Origin of the sequence: Hallella absiana (genome assembly GCF_025457485.1) — a bacterium.
In the GTDB taxonomy this organism is placed as follows: Bacteria; Bacteroidota; Bacteroidia; order Bacteroidales; family Bacteroidaceae; genus Prevotella; species Prevotella absiana.
The window spans coordinates 31,587-50,013 of the sequence record NZ_JAMXSP010000001.1 but is presented as its reverse complement, the minus strand read 5'-3'; the positions used below and the strand labels follow the sequence as shown (position 1 = coordinate 50,013).

18 protein-coding genes, 1 tRNA gene and 1 pseudogene are annotated in these 18,427 nt (G+C 52.1%); 18 read left to right on the top strand and 2 right to left on the bottom strand.

What is annotated here, in order from left to right:
• Positions 1–25: 25 nt before the first annotated feature.
• The gene (gene typA / locus NG346_RS00250; protein WP_262288059.1) at positions 26–1,828 is read right to left on the bottom strand and encodes a translational GTPase TypA; all 1,803 of its coding nucleotides are present in this window, start codon (positions 1,826–1,828) and stop codon (positions 26–28) included.
• A gap of 200 nt (positions 1,829–2,028) precedes the next feature.
• On the opposite strand from typA, the gene rpsO reads away from it, so the two are divergent.
• The 4 genes from rpsO to aat all read left to right on the top strand — a co-directional run bounded on the left by rpsO (position 2,029) and on the right by aat (position 6,000).
• Positions 2,029–2,298 carry a 30S ribosomal protein S15 gene (gene rpsO / locus NG346_RS00245; protein ID WP_154533507.1) on the top strand — a complete coding sequence of 90 codons (270 nt, stop codon included), beginning with the start codon at positions 2,029–2,031 and terminating at the stop codon, positions 2,296–2,298.
• 519 nt (positions 2,299–2,817) lie between these two features.
• Positions 2,818–3,120 carry an ATP-dependent Clp protease adaptor ClpS gene (locus NG346_RS00240; RefSeq protein ID WP_262288058.1) on the top strand — a complete coding sequence of 101 codons (303 nt, stop codon included), beginning with the start codon at positions 2,818–2,820 and terminating at the stop codon, positions 3,118–3,120.
• Between the two features lie 41 nt (positions 3,121–3,161).
• Complete coding sequence (locus tag NG346_RS00235; RefSeq protein WP_396266666.1) at positions 3,162–5,369, top strand: AAA family ATPase; 2,208 nt, start codon at positions 3,162–3,164, stop codon at positions 5,367–5,369.
• Positions 5,347–6,000, top strand: coding sequence for a leucyl/phenylalanyl-tRNA--protein transferase (aat, locus tag NG346_RS00230; protein WP_262288056.1), 654 nt, complete (start codon positions 5,347–5,349; stop codon positions 5,998–6,000). Before NG346_RS00235 ends, aat begins: the two co-directional genes overlap by 23 nt.
• A gap of 153 nt (positions 6,001–6,153) precedes the next feature.
• Here the strand turns inward: aat and NG346_RS00225 are convergent, their stop codons facing one another.
• Positions 6,154–6,486, bottom strand: a complete 333-nt coding sequence (locus NG346_RS00225; RefSeq protein WP_262278865.1) for an RNA polymerase sigma factor — start codon at positions 6,484–6,486, stop codon at positions 6,154–6,156.
• Between NG346_RS00225 and NG346_RS14545 the strand changes: the two are divergent.
• The 14 genes and pseudogenes from NG346_RS14545 to NG346_RS00160 all read left to right on the top strand — a co-directional run.
• Positions 6,371–6,652, top strand: a pseudogene (locus NG346_RS14545) (IS66 family transposase); the annotation flags it as partial. The gene NG346_RS00225 and the pseudogene NG346_RS14545 overlap by 116 nt on opposite strands.
• A 46-nt stretch (positions 6,653–6,698) precedes the next feature.
• Positions 6,699–6,836, top strand: a complete 138-nt coding sequence (locus tag NG346_RS00220; protein ID WP_262278866.1) for a hypothetical protein — start codon at positions 6,699–6,701, stop codon at positions 6,834–6,836.
• Between the two features lie 61 nt (positions 6,837–6,897).
• On the top strand, positions 6,898–7,077 hold the full coding sequence (locus NG346_RS00215; protein ID WP_262288055.1) for a fibronectin type III-like domain-contianing protein: 180 nt from the start codon (positions 6,898–6,900) through the stop codon (positions 7,075–7,077).
• 633 nt (positions 7,078–7,710) lie between these two features.
• On the top strand, positions 7,711–7,875 hold the full coding sequence (gene rd / locus NG346_RS00210; protein WP_262278868.1) for a rubredoxin: 165 nt from the start codon (positions 7,711–7,713) through the stop codon (positions 7,873–7,875).
• A 101-nt stretch (positions 7,876–7,976) separates the two neighbouring features.
• Positions 7,977–9,170: an anaerobic nitric oxide reductase flavorubredoxin gene (locus NG346_RS00205; protein WP_262278869.1), complete on the top strand. Its 1,194-nt coding sequence runs from the start codon at positions 7,977–7,979 to the stop codon at positions 9,168–9,170.
• A 144-nt stretch (positions 9,171–9,314) separates the two neighbouring features.
• A tRNA-Val gene (locus NG346_RS00200) sits at positions 9,315–9,388 on the top strand.
• A 16-nt stretch (positions 9,389–9,404) separates the two neighbouring features.
• Positions 9,405–10,493, top strand: a complete 1,089-nt coding sequence (locus tag NG346_RS00195; protein WP_262288054.1) for an AAA family ATPase — start codon at positions 9,405–9,407, stop codon at positions 10,491–10,493.
• A 3-nt stretch (positions 10,494–10,496) separates the two neighbouring features.
• Entirely contained in the window at positions 10,497–11,120 is a 624-nt protein-coding gene (locus NG346_RS00190; RefSeq protein WP_262288053.1) for a deoxynucleoside kinase, read from the top strand.
• A gap of 69 nt (positions 11,121–11,189) precedes the next feature.
• On the top strand, positions 11,190–11,825 hold the full coding sequence (locus tag NG346_RS00185; protein ID WP_262278872.1) for a deoxynucleoside kinase: 636 nt from the start codon (positions 11,190–11,192) through the stop codon (positions 11,823–11,825).
• Between the two features lie 97 nt (positions 11,826–11,922).
• Entirely contained in the window at positions 11,923–13,017 is a 1,095-nt protein-coding gene (gene gmd / locus NG346_RS00180; protein WP_154533993.1) for a GDP-mannose 4,6-dehydratase, read from the top strand.
• Between the two features lie 64 nt (positions 13,018–13,081).
• Entirely contained in the window at positions 13,082–14,290 is a 1,209-nt protein-coding gene (locus NG346_RS00175; RefSeq protein ID WP_262278873.1) for a GDP-L-fucose synthase family protein, read from the top strand.
• 473 nt (positions 14,291–14,763) lie between these two features.
• On the top strand, positions 14,764–15,174 hold the full coding sequence (locus tag NG346_RS00170) for a GxxExxY protein (RefSeq protein WP_262278874.1): 411 nt from the start codon (positions 14,764–14,766) through the stop codon (positions 15,172–15,174).
• A 232-nt stretch (positions 15,175–15,406) separates the two neighbouring features.
• Positions 15,407–16,843: a glycosyltransferase family 2 protein gene (locus NG346_RS00165; protein WP_262288052.1), complete on the top strand. Its 1,437-nt coding sequence runs from the start codon at positions 15,407–15,409 to the stop codon at positions 16,841–16,843.
• On the top strand, positions 16,840–18,162 hold the full coding sequence (locus tag NG346_RS00160; RefSeq protein WP_262288051.1) for an MFS transporter: 1,323 nt from the start codon (positions 16,840–16,842) through the stop codon (positions 18,160–18,162). The genes NG346_RS00165 and NG346_RS00160 overlap by 4 nt, the downstream gene beginning before the upstream one ends.
• Positions 18,163–18,427: the final 265 nt, after the last annotated feature.

Below are 18,427 nucleotides of genomic sequence, written 5' to 3'. Positions count from 1 at the left end.
TATATATAATAATGTGTAGGGAACTTTATTCCTTGTTGGCGCGTTTACGCTCAAGATGATCCAGGATGATCTTGCGCATACGCATCGACTTAGGAGTCACCTCCACATACTCGTCGCTCTTGATATACTCCAGGCACTCCTCAAGGCTCATGACCGTCTTCGGGATGACACGTGCCTTCTCGTCAGAGCCGGAAGCACGCACGTTGGTCAGCTGTTTAGCCTTGGTGACGTTGACCACGAGGTCGTTGTCATGGACATGCTCGCCGATGACCTCACCGGCATAGACTTCCTCACCCGGGTCGATGAAGAACTTACCACGATCCTGCAGCTTGTCGATGGAGTAAGCATAAGCAGTGCCCGTCTCCATGGCAATCATCGAACCGTTGATACGGCGGACGATCTCACCCTTGTAAGGCTGATACTCCTTGAAGCGGTGAGCCATGATAGCCTCACCCTGCGAAGCCGTCAGCACATTGGTACGCAGACCGATGATACCACGAGAAGGAATGTCGAACGTGATGTTGACACGGTCGCCCTCGGTATCCATACCTGTCAGATCACCCTTGCGGCGTGTGACCATATCCACCATCTTGCTGGCATAGTCCTGCGGCACATTGATGTCGAGTTCCTCAACAGGCTCGCACTTCTGACCGTCGATCTCCTTATAGATTACCTGGGGCTGGCCCACCTGCAACTCAAAACCTTCACGACGCATGGTCTCGATGAGCACAGAGAGGTGAAGCACACCACGGCCGCTGACAATCCAACTGTCGGTAGAGCCCTCTACATTGCGCACACGCAGTGCCAGGTTCTTCTCCAGCTCTTTCTGCAAACGGTCGCCGATCTGACGGGAAGTGCAGTACTTGCCCTCTTTACCGAAGAAAGGTGAGTCGTTGATGGTAAAGAGCATACTCATCGTAGGCTCGTCGACAGCGATCGGCGGCAGAGCCTCAGGGTTCTCAAAGTCGGCGATGGTGTCACCAATCTCGAAGTGCTGCAAACCGACGACAGCGCAGATATCACCACTGTCGACATGGTCGCAACGCTTGTGAGTGATACCCTCGAACGTATGCAACTCCTTGATCTTATCTTTCTCAAACGTACCGTCGCGGTGGCAGACGGTGATGTTCATACCGTCTTTGAGTGTACCTCTGTGCACACGGCCGACAGCGATACGTCCTGTATAAGAACTATAGTCGAGAGAAGTGATCAGCATCTGAGGCGTACCCTCCAGGCGCTTAGGTGCCGGGATGACCTCAAGGATCTTATCGAGCAGATAATCGATATTGTCAGTGGGCTTGTTGAAGTCTGGTCCCATCCAACCGTTCTTGGCAGAACCATAGACCACGGGGAAGTCAAGCTGGTCTTCTGTAGCGTTGAGGTCACACATCAGGTCGAACACCATCTCATAGACCTGCTCAGGACGGCAGTTAGGCTTGTCGACCTTGTTGACCACCACGATAGGTTTCAGTCCAAGCTTCAGAGCCTTCTGCAGCACGAATCGAGTCTGCGGCATAGGACCCTCGAAGGCATCAACAAGCAGCAGACAGCCGTCGGCCATGTTGAGCACACGCTCCACCTCACCGCCGAAGTCGGAGTGACCCGGTGTATCGAGAATATTGATCTTCACTCCTTTCCATGTGATGGACACGTTTTTGGAAAGGATGGTTATCCCTCGCTCGCGCTCCAAATCATTGGAGTCCAATACTTCGCCGCTGTTGTCCTGGCCGTCACGGAACAGTTTACCAGCGAGCATCATCTTGTCAACCAGCGTTGTTTTGCCATGGTCGACATGCGCAATAACTGCGATGTTACGAATGTCTTGCATTACTTTACCTTAATAGAGCTAATAATTTGCTTGCAAAATTACAAAAAAAACTGGTAAAAGTGGCTGACTCTGAGAACTTTTTTGTAACTTTGCAGCGCATTTTCGGAGATACCGATGCATTTAAGGCCGCTTGAGCTATGATGAAGACTCCTGCGGGCGAAGGATGTAATGATGCAACAACAATTAATCATCAACAAACAATGTATTTAAACAAAGAGAAGAAGGAGGAAATCTTCGGCCAGTATGGCAAGAGCAATGCAGACACCGGTTCTGCTGAGAGCCAGATCGCACTGTTCACTTATCGTATCGCACACCTGACAGAGCACGTCAAGACTCATCACAAGGACTTTGTGACAACACGTTCTCTGACTCGTTTGGTAGGAAAGCGCCGTGCTTTGCTGGACTACCTGAAGGATCGTGACATCGAGCGTTACCGTGCCATTGTGAAGGCTCTCGGTCTCCGCAAATAATCACGCAAAGCGCTTCTTTCATACGAGAAGAAAATTAGGCAAGAGAAAAGCCCGTACTACAGTGGTAGCACGGGCTTTTTTTTAGTTCTTTAGACACTGCCATCCCTCTTAGCACAAATCCGTTTTCGCTGATTGTGGAAAGCAGGCCACTTAGTTGCTTCACTTTTGCCGCAAGCGCGAAAATGTCTTGAAAAGTGGCATTTTTCCGCCCCAATACAGCCAAATTCTTTTCCGGCACCGGCTTGCCGAAGCTTGCTTCGGAGCAAGACAGAGCCGGAAAAGAAACAAGGGGCGTAGCCCGTGCATCACAGCAAGGGTTTTATTTGTTTTTGTCAGAATCAAATATGAATCTCCGCTCGTAACTCTACTCTTACCTTCGACCTACATTCGCTTCTATATAACTAACCCTGTTATATCAACAACTTGTTATCGCCAAAGGGCGATACGGCAGCTGAGTAGTTACGATAATTCTTTCTTGTTTCCCTTTTGTAATCAACAGGAAAGTTGTATCTTTGTAATATGGAAAATCATAAATCACAGACAGCTCTGCGTGAGCGGGTCAATCTCCGGGAGCCTCATCGCTGGGCGGTGATCTTCTGGAACGATGATTTCACCACGATGGATTTTGTGGTGAGAGTATTGGTGGAAGTGTTTCGCAAACCAGAGGATGATGCCGGGCGGCTGATGATGGAGGTCCACCAAAAAGGTCAGGCCGTTGTGGGCACCTATACCTACGACGTCGCTGTGAGTCGCTGTAAATGGGCTACAGAGATGGCGCGCGCAGAGGGTTTCCCCTTGAAAATCACATATAAGGAGGTTTGACGATGGCAGAGTTCTTAGGAAGTACCGAGCAAGTCGGCGACATGCTGATGGGAGCACGCAAGCTCGCTGCTGAACTGCAGCATCAGTTTGTGATGCCGGAACACATGCTCCGGGTGATGATAGAACTACCGGAGGTGAAGGACGCACTGACAATCTGCTCTGTCCAGCCCCACGAAATTCCTGATGCCTTGGACAAGTTCTTCAGCCAGCAGGATCAGGTGCCCGTACCCGAAGGCGAGTATCCGGGCATGTCGGAGCAGGGCGCACAGCTGATGCACCTTGCCTTTGTCGATGCCTATAATTCGGAAAGCGCGCATCTGACCATCGCGCATTATATCGACGCCTTGTTGAAGATGGAAGAGTCGTGGGCTGCTTACATCCTTCGCAAGGCTATCAACGACGACACTGCCGGATTTATAGCCTGTCTCCTTGACGAGTATCGTGACGAGGACTTTCCCACGCCGGGCCAAGGGGATGACTACGAACCGTTTGATGATCCCTGCGTCGATGAGCAGCCAGCCGACTGGCATGCCTGGGTGACGTGTATCAATGACGATGTGGCAAAACATAATCCGCTGATCGGCAGACAGGCCGAACTGGAGCGGACGATCCAAGTGCTCTGTCGCAAGGACAAGAACAATCCTTTGCATGTGGGGGAACCGGGTGTCGGCAAGACCTCGCTTGTCTATGGACTCGCCGACCGCATCAACAAAGGAGAGGTGCCGGAACGTATCAGCCACTGCCGTATCTACTCGATGGACATGGGCACGATGCTCGCCGGTACACAGTATCGCGGTGATTTCGAGCAGCGCATCAAGAAGGTGATGGATGGAGCACGCAAGGAAGGGAATGTCATCATCTATATGGACGAGATGCACAACATTGTCGGCGCGGGACGCAGTAGCGACGGCTCGATAGACGCGTCGAATATGCTCAAGCCCTATCTTGAGTCGGGCGACATCCGTTTTATCGGCTCCACCACCTACGACGAATTGAAGCGGTGGCTGTCAGCTTCCACGGGTATCCTGCGCCGTTTCCAAGAGATAGACATCAAAGAGCCGTCGGTCGACGAGACGATCGAGATATTGCAAGGACTGGAGAATGGCTATGAGGACTATCACCACGTGAGATACACCGGCGAGGCCATTGAAGAGGCGGTCAGGGCATCGGCGAAATATATCGCCGACCGCTTCCTGCCCGATAAGGCCATCGACCTGATCGACGAGGCTGGAGCCTATCGCGAGCTGCATCCGTCAGCAGACGATGAGCAGACGGTGGATAAGGACTTGGTGAGGCAGGTGCTGGCCAAGATCTGCAAGATCGACGCCATGGTGCTCAAGGACAGCGACAATCACGCTTTGCAAACCCTCTACGACCGCATCGCCGCGAAGATCTACGGTCAGGACGAGGCTGTCAGGCAGGTGGTGGAATCGGTGGAGATGGCAAAGGCCGGACTGCAGGAAGAGGGGAAGCCCTTGGCGAGCCTGCTCTTTGTCGGGCCTACCGGTGTGGGCAAAACCGAGGTGGCACGTGTGCTGGCCAATGAGTTAGGTGTCAGCCTCGTCAGGTTTGACATGAGTGAATACACCGAAAAGCAGACCGTCGCCAAGCTGATCGGCAATCCGGCAGGCTATGTAGGCTATGAGGATGGCGGACTGCTTACCGACGCGATCCGCAAGACACCCAACTGTGTGCTGCTGCTCGACGAAATTGAGAAAGCACACAGCGACATCTATAACATCCTGCTGCAGGTGATGGACTACGCTGTGCTTACCGACAACAAAGGTCGGAAAGCCGACTTCCGCAATGTCGTCCTCATCATGACGTCCAACGCCGGCGCACGATTTGCGTCGCAGGCCAGCGTCGGATTCAATGGCCACACATCAAGAGGCGAGGCTATGCTGGCGCAGGTGAAGCGCACGTTCACCCCGGAATTCATCAACCGCCTGTCAGCGACTGTCGTCTTCCATGATATGGATGAGCAGATGGCACAGTTGATTCTGAAAAAGAAGTTAGATATTCTGCAGGCTCAGCTCGTCAAGAAAGGCGTGACCATGCAGTTGTCCGACGCCGCGGCAGCATTGCTGCTGAAGAAGGGCTTCACGACAGAATATGGTGCCCGCGAGATGGACCGCGTGATAGCCCGCGAACTGAAGCCGCTGTTGATGCGCGGCATCTTGTTTGGAGAGCTGGCCCATGGAGGTATCGCAAAAATAGAAGTGAGAGATGGCGGTCTGGCAATTGGATAAGGACTATCTCGCTTTTCCCGATCCTCATACCGGAGAACCTGACGGTTTGCTGGCTGTAGGTGGCGACCTTAGTGTAGACCGGCTGGTGCTGGCCTACAGCCATGGCATCTTTCCATGGTATGGATTCAAGGAGGGAAATGAGATTCTGTGGTTCTGCCCGATGGACCGCTTCGTCATCTTTCCCAAAAAGATCCACGTCAGTCACAGCATGCGCACGCTGGTCAACAGCCACAGATACCGTGCCACTTTCGACCGGTCGTTTGACGAGGTCATCAGTGCGTGCAGCAAGGTTGGCGGCCGCGACCGGCAATGTGGCGCATGGCTGGGCAGCGACATGATTGCAGCCTACCGCCGTCTCCATGAGCGCGGCTTGGCACGGAGCGTAGAAGTGTGGGAGGGTGACTCTCTTGTAGGTGGACTGTATGGAGTGACTTTGGGTTGCAGCTTCTTTGGCGAGAGCATGTTCTCGTTACATCCTTCAGCTTCCAAATATGCGCTCATCGCTCTGGCCCGATGGATGGAGAGCGTCGGGGGACGTCTGATCGACTGTCAGTTTGAAACGCCACACCTGAGAAGTATGGGCGGTGAACATATCGACTACGACACATACATGGGGTTGATCATGGAGTAAACCGGCTGGGGCCTTTGCTTATCAACACATTATGACGGAGGAGTAATGAGTGGCTCCATCTGCCGTAGGCAGAAATAAAAAGACATCGTTCCTGGAGATACATGGTATTGTCCTAACCTCGCTTAACATAGCGGTGCACAATAAGACAGCAATTCAATTTGTGAGAATAATAGAAGCCAAGAACAGCGCTTCTGGAGACAGCGACTTTCTGAGCAGGTCGAGCAGCCGTCGTTTCTTTTTCTTCACCCCGCTCTCCGTGATATTGAGTTGCCGGGCTATCTCCGCCGTCTTCATCCCTTCACGGAAAATCATCACGCACAGTTGCCGCATATCCTCAGGCAGTCTGTCCACGGCAGCGATGAGTTCGTCAATGGTCTCCTGCCGGATGAGTTCTACGGAGAAGTCGTCCTCGAAGTCGGCTTTGTCCTGCCGGATGAAGGCCGAACGGGCGTGTCCCGGCGTATCTTCAAAAGCCCTGGAATACATTGGCCTGCTCTATACCCAGGAGGAAAACCTGCGCCAGCGGAAGGCCTCATATGAAGAAGTGGCAAAGGAGCGAAAGGAGAGGGGACTGCCTATCATGGATACCATGGAGGCATGGATGAAGGTGGCCAGTAAGACCACCACACCGTCAGACTTATTGGGGAAGGCCCTGGACTACGCTTACAAACTCTGGCCCAGGATGAGAAACTATACCCTTGACGGAAGGGCAGCTCAACCGTGCCGCTGCCTCCGCGTACCGTATCCAGTTTATTCCTTACCTCATCGTCATCAGTCCCGACGGCAAGGTCATCAAGGCATGCAACGATGCCAAGGAGTTCGTGAGGATGTGGTAATTAAAGGTGCTAAGACATGTTTTTGAATCATTCTTGCGGAATTGAGGTTTATTATTGATGTATGACTATCGACAAGCGTGACCTTGCGTCCTTTGTAACCAGGAAGAGTTCATGGGTCGCCGATGCCGGCAATTATACCTTTAAGGTCGGCTCCTCTATCCGTGACATAAAAGGCACTGCCTCGCTGAGGCTGACAGGGTACAAGGAAAAAGTGCACGTGTTGAAAAACATAGAAGAGTAGGCTATTGAAAACACTGCTTTCTGCCTGTCATCTAAGTGTTTTCTACTGATAAAACAACTGAGATGAGCCGACGAAACAACTTGTTTCTTCGGCTCATCTCACCGTTTTGTGAACGTCCGACCACAATTTTGTGGTTTCAATCACTATTTTCCCTTCTTTGTCCCACTTTTGTTTTTCCAGAACACAAGTGTTCAGAGACATAGTTTTGTAATAACTTATCACATTTTCTTTCTGCTTTGACATGTCCATACTAATTGCCTTGTTCACTTTTTATTTAAAAGCCTTACTCCTCCACACCTTATTGTATATAGAGACTTCATACACTGCGGGCTCGCCTCTTGCAACCTACGGAGCCTTTTTATCCTGCTACAAGTCTGTTGCTGTCAGTCTCTCGCTTTGAGAGCTTGCTCCTTCGACATAGTTTGGCGCATGCTCGCCATACTTTTGCGACAAGGAAATGATAAGTATATGACTGACTGGCTAATCGTGATTTTCGGCCTTGCAGGTCGAAATATTTCGAGATTATGATGGTATTCTGATTTATCTTTCGTATCTTTGCGCATAGAAAAGAAAACTTTCATGGCAGCGTCGCCTGGCGATGGTGCCGAGTATTCATTTAAAACATAACACAACATGAAAAAGTACGAATGCAATGTATGCGGCTACATCTATGACCCCGCTAAAGGAGACCCTGACAATGGTATTCAGCCCGGAACAGCTTTTGAGGATCTGCCCGAAGATTGGGTATGCCCCACTTGCGGCGTAGGCAAGGAAGACTTCAGCCCCGTGGAGGAATAATCGATTTACGAAGATAAGCAGATGATGACGGCCTCTGGACAACAAGAAGCCGTCACCATTATTTCAAATCAGGACGGAATGAAAGAGGAATAACTAAAGATATGGGAAAGAAGATTACCGACAACGTCACATGGGTAGGCAAGGTGGACTGGGACTTGGTCCATTTCCATGGCGACGAGCTGTCCACTTTTCATGGCTCCAGCTACAATGCCTATTTGATTAAGGACGAAAAGAATGTGCTCATCGACACGGTGTGGCGCCCTTACGACCGCGAGTTTGTCAAGCGGCTCAAAGAGGTCATCGACCTGAAGGACATCGACTACATCGTGATGAACCACAACGAGATAGACCATAGCGGCGCACTGCCCGAACTGCTCCGTGAGATTCCGGACACCCCGATCTACTGCACAAAGAAAGGAGAGGCCATCCTGCGCGGTCACTATCACCAGGACTGGAACTATGTCAACGTCAAGACAGGTGACACGCTCAACATCGGCAAGCATACGCTGACCTTCATCGAGGCACCGATGCTCCACTGGCCCGACACGATGTTCACCTATATGTCCGGCGACGAGATTCTGTTCTCCAACGACGCCTTCGGACAGCACTATGCCACCGAGTCGCTCTTTGACACGGCAGCAGACGTCAACGAGGTGATGTATGAGGCAGAGAAGTACTATACCAACATCCTCAACCTCTACAGCCCGATGGTGGCCCGCAAGGTAAAGGAGGTGCTCGGCATGAACCTGCCCATCAAGATGATCGCACCGTCGCACGGTGTCATCTGGACAAAGTACATCTCGCAGATCATTGAGAACTATCAGAAGTGGTCGACGCCTTATCAGGAGAATCAGATCACCATTGTCTACGATACGATGTGGCAGAGCACACGACTCATGGGTGAGGCTATCGCCGAAGGCATCCGCCGCGCCGATCCGTCGGTAGAGGTGAAACTCTACAACGTTGCCAAAGAAGACAAGAACGATGTGCTCACACAGATGTTCCGCTCAAAAGCTGTGCTCGTAGGCTCTCCGACGATCAACTACGGCTACTCGTTTGCCATCGCAGGCATCCTCGAGATGGCACGCGGACTGAAGTTCAAAGGCAAGAAAGCAGCTGCTTTCGGCTCTTACGGCTGGAGCGGCGACGCGCCGAAACTCATCACGAAACATCTGCAGGAAGCAGGATTTGACGTCGTTGACGACGGTATCAAATGCTTGTGGGTGCCCGACAACAAGGCCATCGACGAGTGCCGCGACTACGGCGAGCAGTTCTGCAAGAAAGTAGAAGCATAAGAGACTGTTGTGGCCGGCCAAACACCGACCACAACAATTAATTGAAAAAAAAGATGCAATTCTTTCGTCTGTTTCAAAAATTCTTTGTACCTTTGCACCCGCAAAACAAGAGCAGACGGTTTTGCATTATAAATATGTTCGTTTGTCGGCATAGCTCAGTTGGTTAGAGTATCACCTTGACATGGTGGGGGTCCTTGGTTCGAATCCAAGTGTCGACACGAAATACAACTCCAAATGGATTATCAACTCAAAAAGATTGTCCTCACAGGTGGTCCTTGTGCAGGCAAAACGACAGCTCTTGTAAAGGTCATCGACCATTTCTCAAGTTTGGGCTTTAAGGTCTTCACGATTCCGGAAGTACCCACCATGTTTGCCCAAGCGGGAATGGACTACCTGACTACCAATCACGAATTCTTTTATCAAGGCGAGATCGCCACACTGCAGGAGCAACTCGGGCTCGAAGATAAGTTCACACAGATTGCCCAAACGGTGAAGGAACCGGCGGTGATCGTCTGTGACCGGGGTGCCATGGACATCTCGGCGTATATGGACGCTGACATGTGGAACGACATCACCGGACGCGTAGGTACTTCCACGCCGGAACTGCTCGGACGCTACGATGCCGTGCTTCACCTCGTCTCCGCCGCTGACGGTGCCGAAGAGTTCTACACAACGGCTAATAACAAGGAACGGTCGGAAGGACTGGAAAAGGCTCGCACCCTCGACAAGCGCGTCATCAACGCATGGAGCGGCCATCCCCATCTGCGCGTTATCAACAACCACGTCGACTTCGACACAAAGATCAACCGCGTGCTCAAGGAGATCTCCGCCGTGCTCGGATTGCCGCAACCCATCACCGAGGAGCGGAAATACATCGTGGAGGTTGTCGGCGACATGCCACAGACCATCGACAGCGACATCGTGCAGACGTATCTCGTGGCTGACCCGGACAGCGAGGTCAGACTGCGCCGGCGCATCTGGCCCGGCGGCAAGCGCGTCAACGTGCACACCATGAAGAAAACTGTCGGACACAACCAGCAGGTAGAGACCGAACGACAGGTGAGCAACGCTCTCTATGAGTCGCTGCTCTCGCAAGCCGATCCTTATCGCCACACGATATACAAGAAGCGCAAGAGCTTTATCTGGAAAGGGCAATACTTCGAGCTCGACACCTATCAACGACAGCTCCAGGGACTTGTCATCCTTGAGACAAAAGGCATCACCGACACCGAAAGCGTCAACTTCCCACCCTTCCTCAAAGTGGTGAAAGACATCACTGGCGATGCCAATTACTATAACTATAACCTTGCGCTCAGACATTAACTCATGCATATCGTCATTGCAGGAAACATCGGCAGCGGAAAGACCACACTCACTCAGTTGCTCGCCCGCCACTATGGCTGGCGCGCACGAATGGAAAGTGTGACGCACAATCCCTATCTCGAAGACTATTATAAGGACATGCGGCGGTGGGCATTGAACCTTGAGGTGTTCTTCCTCAAGGAGCGCTTCCGCGACTTGCTCACCATCAACCGCAGCAAGCGCACCATCGTACAGGACCGATCCATCTACGAGGGCGTGTATATCTTCGCCGCCAACAACCACGACTTGGGAAATATGAGCGACCGTGATTTCGAAACATACATGGGACTCTTCAACTCTATGATGATGGTGGCACGCAAACCCGACCTGATGGTCTACCTGCGTGCTTCCGTTCCACATCTCGTGGGCAACATTCAGAAACGAGGACGTGCCTACGAGCAGGACATGCAGCTCAACTATCTCAAACAGCTCAACGACCGCTACAATCGCTTCATGACAGAGCAATATCACGGGCGCGCCATCACCATCGATGTTGACGACCTCGACTTTCTCAACCGTCGCGAAGATTTTGAATATATCATCGGCCGCATCGACGAACAGCTCTCGCCACATCCCACCCTGCTGTAATCTTGATGCACGACCCTTGTAGGCTTACTCCATTCTCAACACTCATCATTCAACACTCATCATTCAACCATGCATATCGCTATCGCCGGCAACATCGGAAGTGGAAAGACCACGCTGACCAAGATGCTTGCCAAGAAATATCACTGGACACCACGCTTCGAGCCTGTAGACAACAACCCTTATCTCGATGACTTCTACGGCGACATGAAACGCTGGTCATTCAACCTTCAGATCTACTTCCTCAACAAGCGCTTTAAAGAAGTGGTGGAGATCGCCAACAGCAACGACACCATCATCCAGGACCGCACGATTTTTGAGGATGCACGCATTTTTGCACCGAACCTCCACGACCAGGGATACATGAGTGACCGCGACTTCCAAAACTACAGCGATCTCTTCGACCTGATGATGTCACTGGTCAAACTCCCGCAGCTGATGATCTACATCCGTTCGAGTATCCCTACGCTCGTCAAACACATTGAGAAGCGTGGCCGCTCGTTCGAGAAGAGCATCCGCATCGACTATCTTGCCGGACTGCAGAAGCGTTATGAGGATTGGGTGGCCTCGTATCAGGGACCGCTGATCATCATCGACGGTGACAAACTCAGCTTTGAGGATACGCCCGCTGACTTCCGTAAGGTCACCGACATGATCGACGCCGAACTCTTCGGACTCTTCAAGGACGACAGACTCAACAGCAAATAAGCCGACCGCCTCCTACACCTTATTATATATACTTCCTACACCTTATTATATATATAGCATCAACAAAACATCAATATAGCATCATACTTTAGAAAATATGGAAAGAAAAGTAGCATTGATCACAGGCATCACGGGACAAGACGGTTCCTACCTCGCCGAGTTTCTGTTGGACAAAGGTTATGACGTGCATGGTGTCATCCGCCGCTCCTCAGTGGACTTCCGCCCACGTATCGCTCATCTGGAGGGTGCGCCACATTTCCATCTTCACTATGCCGACCTGAGCGACTCGATGAGTGTGCTCGGCGTGATCGGTAAAGTTCGCCCTACTGAGATCTATAACCTCGCCGCACAGAGTCACGTGCAGGTCAGCTTCGACTCGCCAGAGTATACTGCCGACGTGGATGCCGTCGGTGTGCTCCGCATCCTGGAAGCTGTGCGCCAGCTGGGTCTCACCGACAGCTGCCGCATCTACCAGGCTTCTACTTCCGAGCTCTATGGCAAGGTGGAAGAGGTGCCGCAGAACGAGAACACGCCTTTCCATCCATACTCTCCCTATGCCGTGGCCAAGCAGTATGGCTTCTGGATCGTGAAAGAGTACCGCGATGCTTATAACATGTTCGCCTGCAACGGCATCCTCTTCAACCACGAGAGCGAACGCCGCGGTGAGACCTTCGTGACACGTAAGATCACGCTGGCTGCCGCCCGCATCAAGCAGGGCAAGCAGGACAAGCTCTATCTCGGCAACCTATCCAGCCGTCGTGACTGGGGCTACGCCAAGGACTATGTCGAGTGCATGTGGCTGATCCTGCAGCACAAGACACCGGAGGACTTCGTCATCGCCACCGGCAAGCAGCACACCGTACGTGAGTTCGCCACGCTGGCTTTCCATCATGTGGGCATCGAATTGCGCTGGGAAGGCGAGGGTGCTGACGAGAAGGGCATCGACCAGGCTACCGGCAAGGTGCTCATCGAAGTGTCACCGGACTTCTACCGTCCCACCGATGTGGTCAACCTTTGGGGCGATCCCACTAAGGCCAAGGCAGAACTGAACTGGAATCCTACCCGCACATCCTTCGAAGACCTTGTCAAGCTCATGGTGGACAGCGACATGAAGAAGGTAGCTGCCGACGATGCCGCTGCCCGCGTCCGCGTCAACCTCGAAGAATATCTCGAAAAAGGTATCGTGAAATAGAAGAGGAAAACTTATTTCAATATTACAAACTAAAGCTCTAAGAACGCAAAGAGAGCAATGTGATATGACTTTAAAGAAATCGGATAAAATATTTGTTGCCGGCCATCACGGACTGGTGGGCTCGGCTATTTGGAACAACTTGAAACAACGCGGATACAACAATCTTGTTGGCCGCACACACAAAGAACTGGATCTCACCGACCAGCTCGCAGTAAAGAACTTCTTTGACCAGGAGCAGCCCGACGCGGTGGTGCTTGCCGCTGCCTTCGTGGGCGGCATCATGGCCAACTCGCTCTATCGTGCTGACTTCATCATGCAGAACATGAAGATGCAGTGCAATGTCATCGAGCAGGCCTATAAGCATCATGTGAAGAAACTGCTCTTCCTCGGCTCTACATGTATCTATCCTAAGAATGCGCCACAGCCGATGAAAGAAGACGCACTGCTCACCTCTCCCTTGGAATACACCAATGAGGAATATGCCATCGCGAAGATCGCAGGACTGAAGATGTGCGAGAGCTATAACCTGCAATACGGTACGAACTATATCGCCGTGATGCCGACAAACCTCTATGGCCCCAACGACAACTTCCATCTGGAGAACTCTCACGTGATGCCGGCCATGATGCGCAAGATCTATCTGGCCAAGCTCATCCACGACGACAACTGGGATGCAATCCGCACGGACATGAACAAACGGCCCATCAACCCGCCGGCAAAGCTCGCCGACCTCATCGGCAAAGAGAATGTCGACGGCAACGAGCCGAAAGAGCGGATTCTGAAAGCTCTCGACTTCTATGGCATTGACAACAACAAGGTGACGCTGTGGGGCGACGGCTCCCCACTGCGTGAGTTTCTCTGGTCAGAGGATATGGCCGACGCATCGGTGCATGTGCTGCTCAACGTCGACTTTAGCGACATCATCGGCATCAAGAAGTACTCTTCTGTCTTCTATGGTGTGAAGACCGACGGTGAGGTAAACCGCAACAACTCTGAGGGCCGTGGCGGTGCCATCCCCTCTCTTGGCGAGATCCGCAACTGTCACATCAACGTGGGTACAGGCAAGGAACTCACCATCAAAGAGCTGGCAAACCTCGTGAAAGACACCGTCGGCTTCGAAGGCGAGATCGTTTGGGACACGACAAAACCCAACGGCACGCCGCGCAAGCTCATCGACGTGAGCAAGCTCCACAGCCTCGGCTGGCACCATAAGGTAGAGATCGAGGACGGTGTGAAGAAACTCTATGACTGGTACCAAAGCACACTGAAATAACAGCACTTGGATTACGCTCGTTTTTGCTTTTAACGCACGCCCTTCGGTCGTATAAAGAATATAAACGAATATTGAGAATATTCACGTTGACTGGAACACCCAAGGACAAGGAATAATATTCTTTATATTCGGTTATATTCGATATTCAACAAAGTGGAGCGTTAAGAAGAAAGAAACGGGAGCACATACCATTATGCTCCTCAGTCTTTTAACGCACGGCCTTTGGTCGTATAAAGAATATAAACGAATATTGAGAATATTGAGAATATTCACGTTGACTGGAACACCCAAGGACAAGGAATAATATTCTTTATATTCGGTTATATTCGATATTCCACAAAGTGGAGCGTTAATAAGAAAGAAACGGGAGCACATACCATCATGCTCCTCGCTCTTTTAACGCACGCCCTTCGGTCGTATAAAGAATATAAACGAATATTGAGAATATAACAATCGCAAAAAGCATAAGGAATATGGTCAACATAGATAAATACCGCAATTCTATCCATCACATCATTGGCCGTGCCTTTGAAGTATACAATGAATATGGTGGTGGCATGTTAGAGTCTGCCTACGAATCTGCGCTTGCATATCTTCTTGACCAAGATGGCTTCAATATTGAAAGGCAGAAAGACTATCCTTTGTTCTATAAAGGACATAAATTAGACAAGACATACAGAATTGATCTAAGCCTTAACCACCAAATTCTATTAGAGCTAAAAGCAGTTGATCACATAAAGGAAGAACATCGCGCGCAACTGTTTCATTACCTTCGAATGGTACACATGCCAATCGGTTTACTGATAAATTTCAGTTTGAATGAAGGCGTTAAGTTTGAAAAGTACTTCTATGACGAAGAAAAGAACTGGTGCAAGGCATTCTGATAGATAACGCTCTATGCATTCGGTTATATTCAAGGCCGTCAACCCAAATCAGGAAGCATCTGGAGCTACAAATTATATTCTTTATATTCGGTTATATTCGATATTCCACGAAGTGGAGCGTTAATAAGAAAGAAACGGGAATTCCACGAAAGTGAAGCGTTAAAAGAAAATATTTCTATTGGAGACACGTTATAGAAAAGATATAAAACGTGTTGAAAACAAAGATACGAAAATGAATACCCTCATCAATTGCTTCGTGCCCAAAGGTATCGAAGAGGAAACCAAACGCAACGTGGAGGCTCTCGGCAGCCTCGACCTCGTGGGCGAGGTTACCGTCGTCGACGGCGATGTCCGCGACACCAAGACAGTACACCGCATCGCCGACGAGGCCCGTACCCCCTATACGCTCGTCTTTCTGAAGAACAGCTACATACGCATGGGCTATCTCGCTCTGGAGCGCATGGTGCAGATTGCCGACATCACCGGTGCTGGCATGGTCTACGCCGATCACTATCAGGTCAGTGCCGACGGCAAACGCAAGGACGCACCCGTCATCGACTACCAGCAGGGCAGTCTGCGCGACGACTTCAACTTCGGCTCTGTGGTGCTTTTCCGCACCGACGCACTGAAGGACGCTGCCGCCCGCATGACCGCTGACTACCGGGCCGCCGGCTTCTACGACCTGCGTCTGAAGCTCTCGGAGAAATACCGTATCGAGCATATCAACGAACCCCTTTACTCTGAAGTGGAACTCGACACACGCAAGACAGGCGAGAAGCTCTTCGACTACGTCGACCCAAAGAACCGAGCCTCGCAGATAGAGATGGAGCAGGCCTGCACCGAACACCTCAAGGCCGTGGGTGCCTACCTGGCTCCACAGTTCCAGAATGTCGACCTCGACGAGGGCGAGTTCCCAGTAGAGGCAAGCATCATGATTCCCGTACGCAACCGCATCCGCACAATCCGCGACGCGCTGAAATCCGCGCTCAGCCAGCAGACCTCCTTTAAATATAATGTGTTCGTCGTGGAGAACGGACCCGAATGCCACTCCACCGACGGGACAACAGAGGCTATCGACGCCATCGACGACGACCGTCTCGTGCACATCGTACCCGACCGCAACGACATCGGCGTGGGTGGAGCATGGAACATGGCACTGCACCATCCGCTCTGCGGACGTTTCATCGTACAGCTCGACTCCGACGATGTCTATTCCGGACCGGACAGTCTGCAAAAGCTCGTCGACGCTTTCCGCCCGCAACAGTGCGCTATGGTCATCGGTGCCTACCGTCTGACCGACATCCATCTCAACACGCTGCCACCCGGAACCATCGATCATCGCGAGTGGACATTGGAGAATGGACGCAACAACGCCCTGCGTATCAACGGACTCGGAGCGCCCCGTGCGTTCTTCACGCCCGTGGCCCGTGCCATCAATCTTCCCAACGTGCTCTATGGCGAGGACTATGCACTCGGCCTTGCCATCAGCCGTCGCTACCGCATCGGCCGCATCTATGATGTCGTCTACGACTGCCGCCGCTGGGACGACAACTCCGACGGCGACCTGAGCATAGAGAAGGAAAACCGCAACAACACCTATAAGGATCGCATACGTACCTGGGAGCTCTTGGCACGCATCGCACAGAACAAGCAGGAGAAAGCCGAATGAAGCGCCCACAATCACCTTGGTGGTGGGTGCCCACGCTCTATTTCGCCGAAGGCATACCCTATTTCATCGTGAACAACATCAGCGTGACGATGTTCACCAAGATGGGCGTGCCCAACGGCGAGATGGCACTCTTCACCAGTCTGCTCTATCTGCCGTGGACCATCAAGCCCTTGTGGAGTCCGTTTGTCGACATCATCAAGACCAAGCGGTGGTGGATTCTTGCCATGCAGCTGCTGATGAGTGCCGCATTCGTCCTGCTGACGCTGACCATCCCGCACCCGTCTGCGGCGGTCATCGCCTCCGGTCATACACCCATCAACCTGTTCACCATCACGCTGTTGCTCTTCATCATCACCGCTTTCGCCTCTGCCACGCACGACATAGCGGCCGACGGTTTCTACATGCTCGCGCTGAGCGAGGACAAACAGAGCTTCTTTGTGGGCATCCGCTCCACGTTCTATCGGCTCTCGTCGATCTTCGGCCAGGGTGTACTCGTGTACATCGCCGGAAGCCTGGAAAAGAGCACGGGCAACATCCCGCTGTCGTGGCAGGTGACCATGGGCATCACCGCCGCTCTGTTCACCGCCATCGCCCTCTACCACACCTTTGCGCTTCCCAAACCGGGGAGAGACGCGCTGCGTACGACAGACGGCAAGCCACAGACCTTCGGCGACGTGCTGCGTGAGTTCGACCATACCTTCTACACCTACTTCCATAAGCCGGGTGTATGGCTTGCCATCGTGTTCATGTTGCTCTACCGTCTGCCCGAAGCCTTCCTGCTGAAGATGGTCAATCCCTTTCTGCTCGGCACGACGGCGACGGGAGGCTTGGCCCTCGACACCGACACCGTAGGCATCGTCTATGGCACCATCGGCGTCATCGCGCTCACCGTAGGCGGCATCATCGGCGGTATCGCAGCCTCGCGCTGGGGACTGAAGAAAGCCTTATGGCCCATGGCCGCCAGCATGACACTGCCCTGCGCCACGTTTGTCTATCTGAGCATCTGCCTGCCCCACGACCTTGTAGTCATCAGCACGTGCGTCGCCGTAGAGCAGTTTGGCTACGGCTTCGGCTTCACGGCCTACATGCTCTACATGATGCACTTCTCCGAAGGCAAGTATGTCACCGCCCACTACGCCATCTGCACAGCGTTCATGGCCCTGAGCATGATGCTCCCCGGTCTCGTTGCTGGCTACATCGAGGAGGCCATCGGCTACCGCGACTTTTTCTGGATGGTGATGGCCTGCTGCCTCGCCACTGTGGTGATGACCATGCTCGTACGCCGCAAGATCGAGCCGGAATATGGCAAGAAGCATTAAAGAATGATAGCAAACCTCGAGTCCTTCCCTAAAGCCCTTCCCTAGCCCTCCCCAAGGGGAGGGAATGAAGCCCTTCCCTAACCCTCCCCAAGGGGAGGGAATTGCAATACCCTCTTAATACCCTTGAAGGTAATTACTCCCCTCTCCTTTGGAGAGGGGGAAGGGGGTGAGGCTACCGGCAAAAGGCAAAGCGCAAGGAGCAAGTGTGATTAAAGAGTGTTAAACGTTTGAAAATGAAACACTTCAAGCGCACAAAAACGCCGCA